The organism is Paracoccus sp. FO-3, from assembly GCF_006386455.1.
Taxonomy (GTDB): domain Bacteria; phylum Pseudomonadota; class Alphaproteobacteria; order Rhodobacterales; family Rhodobacteraceae; genus Paracoccus; species Paracoccus versutus.
The window spans coordinates 1-7,398 of sequence record NZ_VCBQ01000160.1 but is presented as its reverse complement, the minus strand read 5'-3'; the positions used below and the strand labels follow the sequence as shown (position 1 = coordinate 7,398).

Annotated in this window: 10 protein-coding genes; all 10 read left to right on the top strand. The window is 64.0% G+C overall.

The window, feature by feature from the left end:
• Positions 1-40 precede the first annotated feature (40 nt).
• The 10 genes from FE811_RS24940 (at position 41) to FE811_RS27710 (ending at position 7,396) form a co-directional block, all read left to right on the top strand.
• Positions 41-1,972, top strand: a complete 1,932-nt coding sequence (locus tag FE811_RS24940; protein ID WP_219848948.1) for an AMP-binding protein — start codon at positions 41-43, stop codon at positions 1,970-1,972.
• A gap of 9 nt (positions 1,973-1,981) precedes the next feature.
• Positions 1,982-2,788 carry an enoyl-CoA hydratase/isomerase family protein gene (locus tag FE811_RS24935; RefSeq protein ID WP_140849220.1) on the top strand — a complete coding sequence of 269 codons (807 nt, stop codon included), beginning with the start codon at positions 1,982-1,984 and terminating at the stop codon, positions 2,786-2,788.
• Between the two features lie 4 nt (positions 2,789-2,792).
• Positions 2,793-4,034 (top strand): acetyl-CoA hydrolase/transferase family protein, encoded by a 1,242-nt coding sequence (locus FE811_RS24930; RefSeq protein WP_140849218.1) that lies wholly within the window; start codon positions 2,793-2,795, stop codon positions 4,032-4,034.
• A gap of 395 nt (positions 4,035-4,429) precedes the next feature.
• Entirely contained in the window at positions 4,430-5,284 is an 855-nt protein-coding gene (locus FE811_RS24925) for a hypothetical protein (RefSeq protein WP_140849216.1), read from the top strand.
• On the top strand, positions 5,281-5,541 hold the full coding sequence (locus tag FE811_RS24920; RefSeq protein ID WP_140849214.1) for a hypothetical protein: 261 nt from the start codon (positions 5,281-5,283) through the stop codon (positions 5,539-5,541). The genes FE811_RS24925 and FE811_RS24920 overlap by 4 nt, the downstream gene beginning before the upstream one ends.
• Positions 5,538-5,735, top strand: coding sequence for a hypothetical protein (locus FE811_RS24915; RefSeq protein ID WP_140849212.1), 198 nt, complete (start codon positions 5,538-5,540; stop codon positions 5,733-5,735). Before FE811_RS24920 ends, FE811_RS24915 begins: the two co-directional genes overlap by 4 nt.
• The gene (locus tag FE811_RS24910) at positions 5,735-6,202 is read left to right on the top strand and encodes a GIY-YIG nuclease family protein (RefSeq protein ID WP_140849210.1); all 468 of its coding nucleotides are present in this window, start codon (positions 5,735-5,737) and stop codon (positions 6,200-6,202) included. The genes FE811_RS24915 and FE811_RS24910 overlap by 1 nt, the downstream gene beginning before the upstream one ends.
• 171 nt (positions 6,203-6,373) lie before the next feature.
• Positions 6,374-6,715 carry a hypothetical protein gene (locus tag FE811_RS24905; RefSeq protein ID WP_074647542.1) on the top strand — a complete coding sequence of 114 codons (342 nt, stop codon included), beginning with the start codon at positions 6,374-6,376 and terminating at the stop codon, positions 6,713-6,715.
• Between the two features lie 316 nt (positions 6,716-7,031).
• Positions 7,032-7,253 (top strand): hypothetical protein, encoded by a 222-nt coding sequence (locus FE811_RS24900; RefSeq protein WP_140849206.1) that lies wholly within the window; start codon positions 7,032-7,034, stop codon positions 7,251-7,253.
• 5 nt (positions 7,254-7,258) lie between these two features.
• Positions 7,259-7,396: a hypothetical protein gene (locus tag FE811_RS27710; RefSeq protein ID WP_181180966.1), complete on the top strand. Its 138-nt coding sequence runs from the start codon at positions 7,259-7,261 to the stop codon at positions 7,394-7,396.
• Positions 7,397-7,398 lie beyond the last annotated feature (2 nt).

Genomic DNA, 7,398 nt, shown 5'->3' with positions numbered 1-7,398 from the left:
AACGACACGCCACTTGGGGAATGCAGGCCAAGGAGGGATGATGGATATGATACCCTGGCTGCCCCAGAGACAGCATTTTGAACGGGCCCAGGTTCTGAAGCTGGCGGCGGCTCTGGATCTGGAGGATTACGACAGTCTGCTGGCCAGTTCTGTTGCCGATCCGGCGGCCTATTGGCGCGGTGCGGCCGCCTGGCTTGGCCTGCGCTGGAGCCGCGAGCCCGACGCCTATGCCGATCTGTCAAAGGGCAAGGAATTTCCCCGCTGGTGGCCTGGCGGGCAGCTGAACTGGGTCAATACCGTCCTTGCCGTCGCCGAAGACCCGAACTCCGCCTCCCGCATCGCGGTGATCGACGAGGCTGAAGACGGCACCATCCGGCGGCTGACCTATGCAGAGCTGGCGGTTCTGGTGCGCCGCTTCGCCCATGGCCTGCGCGCGGCTGGCGTCGCGCGGGGCGACCGGGTCGGCCTTCTGTGCGATAACGGGATCGAGGCGACCGTCAGCGTGCTGGCCATCGCCTCGATCGGCGCGATCATGGTGCCGCTTTTCTCGGGCTTTGGCTGCGAGGCGGTGGTCTCGCGGCTGGAACCTGCGGGCGTGCGGGTGCTGATCGCCACCACCGGCTTTATGCGGCGCGGCAAATATGTCGACATGCAGCGTGTGGTGGCCGAAGTGCGCGCGGCGCTGCCGGGCATTGAAACGGTGATCTGGAAGACCGCTCCGGGCGTCACCATTCCGGGGGGCGATCTGACCTGGGATCAGCTGGCCGCATCGGAAGATGACGGGCGCGCGGCCGAGGTGATGGATCCGATGGATCCCTTCATGGTGATCTATACCTCGGGCACCACCGGCAAGCCCAAGGGGCCGGTCCATACCCATGGCGGCTTTCCGCTGCGCATCGCCCATGACGCGGCGGTGCATTTCAACCTCGGAGCCGGCGATGTGTTCTGCTGGCCCGCCGATATGGGCTGGATCGCCGGCACTCTGGTGATGTCCACCGCGCTTTTGCGCGGCGCCACCCTGGTTCTTTACTCCGGCGCGCCGGATTTCCCCGACTGGTCGCGGCTTTCCTGCCTGATCAAATCGCATAAGATCACCCATTTCGGCTCGGCGCCGACGCTGATCCGGGGGCTTGCGGCCAATGAGGCGCTGGCGCTGACCCATGACCGCTCCAGCCTGCAACTGCTGATCACGGCAGGAGAAGTGATTGATGCCGAGCATTTCCAGTGGTTCCAGAATGTTTTCGCGGCCAATGGCAGCCCGGTGATCAACTATACCGGCGGCACCGAAGTATCCGGCGCGCTGCTGGCTTCGGTTCAGGTGCGGCCCATCCGGCCCGGTGGCTTCAACACCGTCTCGCCCGGAATCGCGCTGGAGATCACCGACCCCACAGGTCAGCCGGTCGAGGGCGAGGTGGGCGAGATCGTCATCCGCGAGCCCTTTATCGGCATGACCGCCAGTTTCTGGCAGGATGATGCGCGCTATCTCGACAGCTACTGGTCCAGCCTGCCGGGTTCCTGGCTGCATGGCGACCTGGCGATCCGCACGGCGGACGGCGCCTATATGATGATGGGGCGCTCGGATGACACGCTGAAGGTCGCGGGCAAGCGCCTTGGCCCGGCCGAGGTCGAAGAGGTCGTGCTGGAAATGCCGGAAATCAGCGAGGCGGCGGCGGTCGGGATCGCTGACGCCGATAAGGGCCAGAAGCTGGTGGTCTTCGTGCTGCCGATGCCGGATTTCGCGGGCGACGCGAGCGCTTTGTGCAAAACGGTGGGGGATCTGGTGGCGAACCGTCTGGGCAAACCCTTCCGCCCCGGCATCGTGCATATGGTGAGCCAGCTGCCGAAGACCCGCTCGGGCAAGATTATGCGCCGCCTGATCCGCCAGGCCTATAGCGGCGAGAAGACCGGCGATCTGTCATCGCTCGACAATCCCGAAGCCCTGCCGCTGATCGCGGCTTTGCGCAGCCAGTAAGGGAACGCCATGCAAGCCTATAGCCATTACACCGCCTTTCGCGCCGACATGCCGCATGAGGGCGTGCTGCGCCTGACGCTCTGCCACCCCGAGCGGCTGAACTCGCTGGACAAGATCGGCCATCAGGAGATTGCCGATGTCTGGCGCCAGATCCACCGCGACGCCGAGGTCCGCTCGGTTCTGCTTTGTGCCGAGGGGCGGGCCTTTTCGGCGGGCGGCGATTTCAGCCTGGTCGAAGAGCTGAGCGAGGATTTCCGGGCCCGCGTCCGCGTCTGGCATGAGGCGCGCGAGCTGGTCCACAATATCCTCGATTGCGAGAAGCCGATTGTCTCGGCCATCCAGGGCCCGGCGGTGGGCGCGGGTCTGGTTGCGGCGCTGCTGGCCGATATTTCGGTCGCCTCGAAAACCGCAAAAATCGTCGATGGCCATACACGGCTGGGCGTGGCGGCGGGGGATCATGCGGCGATTATCTGGCCGATCCTCTGCGGCATCGCCAAGGCGAAATATTACTTGCTGCTCTGTGAGCCGATGACGGGTGAAGAGGCCGAGCGGATCGGCCTTGTGTCGATGGTGACCGAGCCGGATGAGCTGCAGGAGCGCGCGCTGGAAATCGCCTGCCGCCTTGCCAAAGGGGCACCGACCGCGATCCGCTGGACCAAGCATTCGCTGAACAACTGGATGCGCAGCGCCGGGCCGATGATGGATGCCTCGCTGGCGCTGGAAATGCTGGGCTTCAGCGGTCCTGAGGTGAAAGAGGGCCTCGCCGCCCTGCGCGAGCGCCGCGAGCCGGTCTTCGGCAAGCCCGCGTCGGAGTAACGCCATGCCCGACCTGTCGGATCTGATCCGCCCGGGGGACCGCATCCTCTGGGGCCAGTCCTGTGCCGAGCCGCGCAGCCTGATCCGCCGCCTCGCGCAGGCGCGGGCAAGCCTTGGCGGCGTCAGCGTCTTCCTGGGCATCGGCCTTGGCGGCGATCTGACGGCCGATTGCGCCGACCATATCCGCCTCAGCAGCTATACCGGCGCCGGCCCCAATCGCGCGCTTGCCAAAGCCGGTGTGCTTGAGATCCTGCCGGTGCATTATTCCGACCTGCCCGATATGTTCGCCAGCGGGGCGCTGCGCATTGACGTCGTGTTCCTGCAGGTGCCGCCGCCCGATGCCATGGGGCGTTATTCGCTGGGCATGGCGCGGGAATATCTTTCCGATGCGCTGGCCCATGCAAGGGTGGTGATCGGCGAGGTCAACTCTGACGCGCCCTGGACCTTTGGCGGCCCCTATCTGCGGGCGGCCGATTTCGACCTGCTGATCCCCTCGGATCAGCCGATGGCAGAGCCGGGGGGAGGCCGCGCCTCTGAGACCGAGCTGGCGATTGCGCGTCATGTCGCGGATCTGGTGCCCGATCAGGCGACCTTGCAGACCGGCGTGGGGCAGATCCCCGATCTGGTGCTGGCCGCCTTGCAGGACCGTCGCGATCTCGGCATCCATACCGGCAGTTTCGGCGAGGGCATGGCGGCGCTTTGCGAAAGTGGCGCGGTCAGCAATGCCCATAAACCCTCGGACACTGGCATCAGCACCTGCGGCGTGCTGATCGGTGGCGCAAAACTGCGCAGTTTCGCGCATCTCAATCCCGAACTGGTGCTGCGCCCGACCAGCCATACCCACGCGCCCGGGATCCTTGCGGCGCAGCACCGCTTCACCGCGATCAATTCCGCTATCGAGGTGGATCTGACCGGGCAGATCAACAGCGAAATCGCGGGCGGCCAGTATCTGGGCGCGGTCGGCGGGCTGGCGGATTTCCTGCGTGGCGCGGCGCGCTCGAAAGGCGGGATGCCGATTGTCGCTCTGCCCTCGACCGCAAAGGGGCAAAGCCGGATCGTGCCGCGCCTTTCCGGCCCCGTCAGCATCGGGCGGGCCGATGGCCCGGTGATCGTCACTGAATTTGGCGTGGCCGATCTGCGCGGGCTGAGCCTGAGAGAGCGGGCAGGACGGATGATCAGCATTGCCCATCCTGCGCATCAGGAGGCGCTGGAAGAAGCCTTATACGCATCTGCTTCGCCCCTGTGACAGTTGCCTGCGGTATCGCTGGCGCAGCTCTGTTGGGGAACTGATCCCGGGCTCCGTTCCGGCCGGTTGCTTATTCCGGGCGGCCACGATCTGGACGACCCTGCCGATGGAGACTGGCAACAAGGCGATCCACATCGAAAAACGATCCCATGCGCGGCCCCGGCGCGAAAACTCTGCGGCTGCCGGGCGACCTGACTCTGTGCGGCCGCACCGCCGCCTGGCGCCACTTGCCTTTATCCGGTTTATGTTCCTGGCTTCAGCCCTGGATTCATCTTGCCGCCGCTTTCTGCGCGGCTCAGACATGCACAGTTCCGACACCGGCGCACCGCCCTCATCCCGCTTGTGGCCGGATGGCTGATCGGCTCATGGTGTTTCGGCAGCTTATGGAATGGACGATGCCGGCTGAATTCTTCGACACCGATTATTATTGCCGGCAACTCGGGCAAAATCTCGCGCCCGAACCGGCCTGGCAGCATTTTCAAAGCCAGGGCGATGCTCTCGGCCTCGACCCGTCACCTTACTTTTCCACGCGCTTTTACAAAGAGCGCCACAGGAACTGGCACAAGCGCGGCGGCACCGCTTTCGAGGATTTTCTGTCGCGCGTCGCGCAGGGGCGGCTGCGGCAACCCCATCCTCTGATCGTGCCGGAAGAGTATAGTGCCAGCTACCCCGATCTGGCCGGCTTGGGAGCCGGGGCTGTTTTGCATTTCTTCCGTCACGGTGATGGTGAGGGGCGCTCGCCCTCGGCCGGATTCGATGCGGGCTTTTACCGGCGCTGCTACCTGTCGCTGGGGCAGATGCATGCGTTTCGCCACTATGTGGCCACTGGGGCCGCTCTGGGTCACCTGCCCCGGGTCCTGCCGCGGGATGCTGCGGTCTCGCGCGAAGGAATGGCGCGGGCCATTGCCGGCCTGGCCCGGCCGATCCTTTTGGTGGCCCATGATGCGCAGCAGGCGGGCGTGCCGATCCTGACACTCGATCTGGCGCGGGCGTTGCGGGCGCGCGGCTTTGATCCGGTGTTCCTCCTTGCCAATGCCGGGCCGTTGCTGAAGACATTCCGCGCCACTGGTCCGGTTTTCATCATGGCAGAGGGCTGGGATCTGGCAGGGCTTGCCGCCGCCATGCCGCCTTGCACACCGGCCCTGGTCAATACGGCGGCGGCGGCGGACATGGTGCCGGCGCTGGCCAAAGCCGGGCTGGATTGCCTGCTGATGATCCATGAGATGCCGGATTATATCCGTTTATCATGATTACCACTTTTGCCCTCGTGCTTTTGCTGGTTCTGGTCTTTGTCCCCGAACGCTATCGGCTTTGCGCCATGCTTCCGATCATGGCGGCTTTTATCACGACTGCGCCGCCGGTCATTGCTGCATTGACCGGAGCAGAATTGCCGTGGCTTCTGGCGCTGGTCGTGGAATACAACCGCTGGATTTTCGGTATCACCTTTGGCCTGTCGATCTTTCTGGCAGTCCTGATGTGGCAGTCCGTGAAAGAAGAAGAAGCATGAACCGTCTGTTCATGCTTCTTTACCTCTCGGGCTACTCTGGCCGGGCGATGCCGCGCCAGGTGCGCCGCCTGATCGCCGGAACCGAGTTTCACCGCGCATGGCTACTCGGGAGCATGGGCTTCTTTGAACAGGACGGCATTCGCTACGGTCCCGCACGCCCTTACGGTATCGCGCCCGAGCCGGAGCGGGCCTGATGGCCCGTCGATCTCGGGGCTTTACCCGTATCCGCTGGTTCAGGCGGAATGTGGCTTGGGGGACCGTCTATCTGACCTGTGACGAGGAAGACCCCCGCCGCATCAAGATCGGCTTCACGCAGCGCAAGACAGTTGATCGGCGGAAAGAGCTTTCGCGCAGCGTTCAAGGCAGAATGGTCATTGTCCAGACCGTGAAAATGCCCCATGCGTTCGCTCTTGAAGCCCGTTGTCACGCCAAGATCGGGCGTCTGGCCGGACGAGACCGGACCCGCAATCGGGAATGGTATATCCTTCGAGAAGGCGCATCGGTTAGCGACGTGGCACAGCTCATCACCGAGCAGGCGACACGACTTCGCCGTATTGCCCGCCTCAAAATCGCATGGCCGAGCTATGGGCGCATAACCCTCTTCGATTCAGGCTGGCGGCCAGCAGGGCGAACCGACCCGATCAAGAGCGATCTGGTTTAGCCTCTTTCATCTTCCTGAAAATATCCTCGGGGGAGCGCCGCGAGGCGCGGGGGCAGACAGCCCCCATGCCTTTCATCGCCAGTGCATCCCCGTGGCAGGAATCCGCCATTCGGTGATGCACTTTCTGTCTGCAATGCTATAATATTGATGCGCAGCAGACGAGGAATTTCAGTGGCCGACAAGATCCAGCTTACCCCGAATGTCATCAGCGAGCAGGGCTTGCGGCAAAGCCTGGAACATGGCGGCCAGCTCGAAATCGAATGCCGTGAACAGCCATTCCGAAAGGGGCCGAGCTGGCACGGCCTTTGGGTCATGAAGAGTGTCGATCCATCCGGCGATGTTCAGATGCTGGTGACTGCCCGGATGGATGCCGCGCGGGGCGGGTTCAAGGTGAGAGAGTTCAAGACCGCGACCGGGATCATCTCTTTTCTTGCCGACTGCGGTTTCGCCGTCGCCCATTTCCCGCTTCGCGCCGGTGAAAAGACGACGCTGCGCCTTCAGCTTGCGGCCTGATCTATCGTCGGCTCATGGGGGTTCGGACAAGCCGAACGCCACCATGAGCGGCAGGGGAACCGCCGGTTCCCCCACGCAAGGCTGTTCGCTTGACGGGGCGAAGGGGTTTCCCCGGCCTTCCTGCGCCTCCGGCTTCGTGCAGGCCGGGTGATCCCCCTCCCCTTCTCCCCTACGAACAACCTTGCGTGGGCCCCCCTCCTGCCCTCGCCGGGAGGCAGGCTTTCAGGAGAGGGCCGCTTGCAGCGGACCTCGCCAGAAACCCCGCCCCAATTTTCGGCACCAGACCGGATAGGGCATCACCACAAGGAGGCCAGACATGGCTGAATATCGCTTAGGTTCCTCGCCAGCTATCCACACGCCCGGCATCATCGCATGGGCGATCAACGGCTATGCGTTCGAGGATGATCGGCCGACCCTTCTCAACATTGTCACGACCTCTTTTCCTAGCGTTCCGGCAAGCGCGTTCGAGCAGCTTCTTTCCGAGGCCGTGCCCTATTCCGTCGAAGGCGAGACCGTCATTTTCGCGGTGAAGGACTGATGTGCATGACGTTCCCCGGCGAATACCAGATCACCGAACGCACCCGGTTCAGGGTGCGCTATGAAATCCATACCGGGCGCGACCATGCCGCGCCCGGCACCTATTGGCTGCGCGGGCTGATGTCGCGTTGCCCTTTAATCTGAGA

Bases quoted from the DNA above. Each gene is read 5' to 3' on its own strand.
- FE811_RS24940 (WP_219848948.1), top strand. From the start codon at position 41: ATGGATATGATACCCTGGCTGCCCCAGAGACAGCATTTTGAACGGGCC.
- FE811_RS24935 (WP_140849220.1), top strand. From the start codon at position 1,982: ATGCAAGCCTATAGCCATTACACCGCCTTTCGCGCCGACATGCCGCAT.
- FE811_RS24930 (WP_140849218.1), top strand. From the start codon at position 2,793: ATGCCCGACCTGTCGGATCTGATCCGCCCGGGGGACCGCATCCTCTGG.
- FE811_RS24925 (WP_140849216.1), top strand. From the start codon at position 4,430: ATGCCGGCTGAATTCTTCGACACCGATTATTATTGCCGGCAACTCGGG.
- FE811_RS24920 (WP_140849214.1), top strand. From the start codon at position 5,281: ATGATTACCACTTTTGCCCTCGTGCTTTTGCTGGTTCTGGTCTTTGTC.
- FE811_RS24915 (WP_140849212.1), top strand. From the start codon at position 5,538: ATGAACCGTCTGTTCATGCTTCTTTACCTCTCGGGCTACTCTGGCCGG.
- FE811_RS24910 (WP_140849210.1), top strand. From the start codon at position 5,735: ATGGCCCGTCGATCTCGGGGCTTTACCCGTATCCGCTGGTTCAGGCGG.
- FE811_RS24900 (WP_140849206.1), top strand. From the start codon at position 7,032: ATGGCTGAATATCGCTTAGGTTCCTCGCCAGCTATCCACACGCCCGGC.
- FE811_RS27710 (WP_181180966.1), top strand. From the start codon at position 7,259: ATGACGTTCCCCGGCGAATACCAGATCACCGAACGCACCCGGTTCAGG.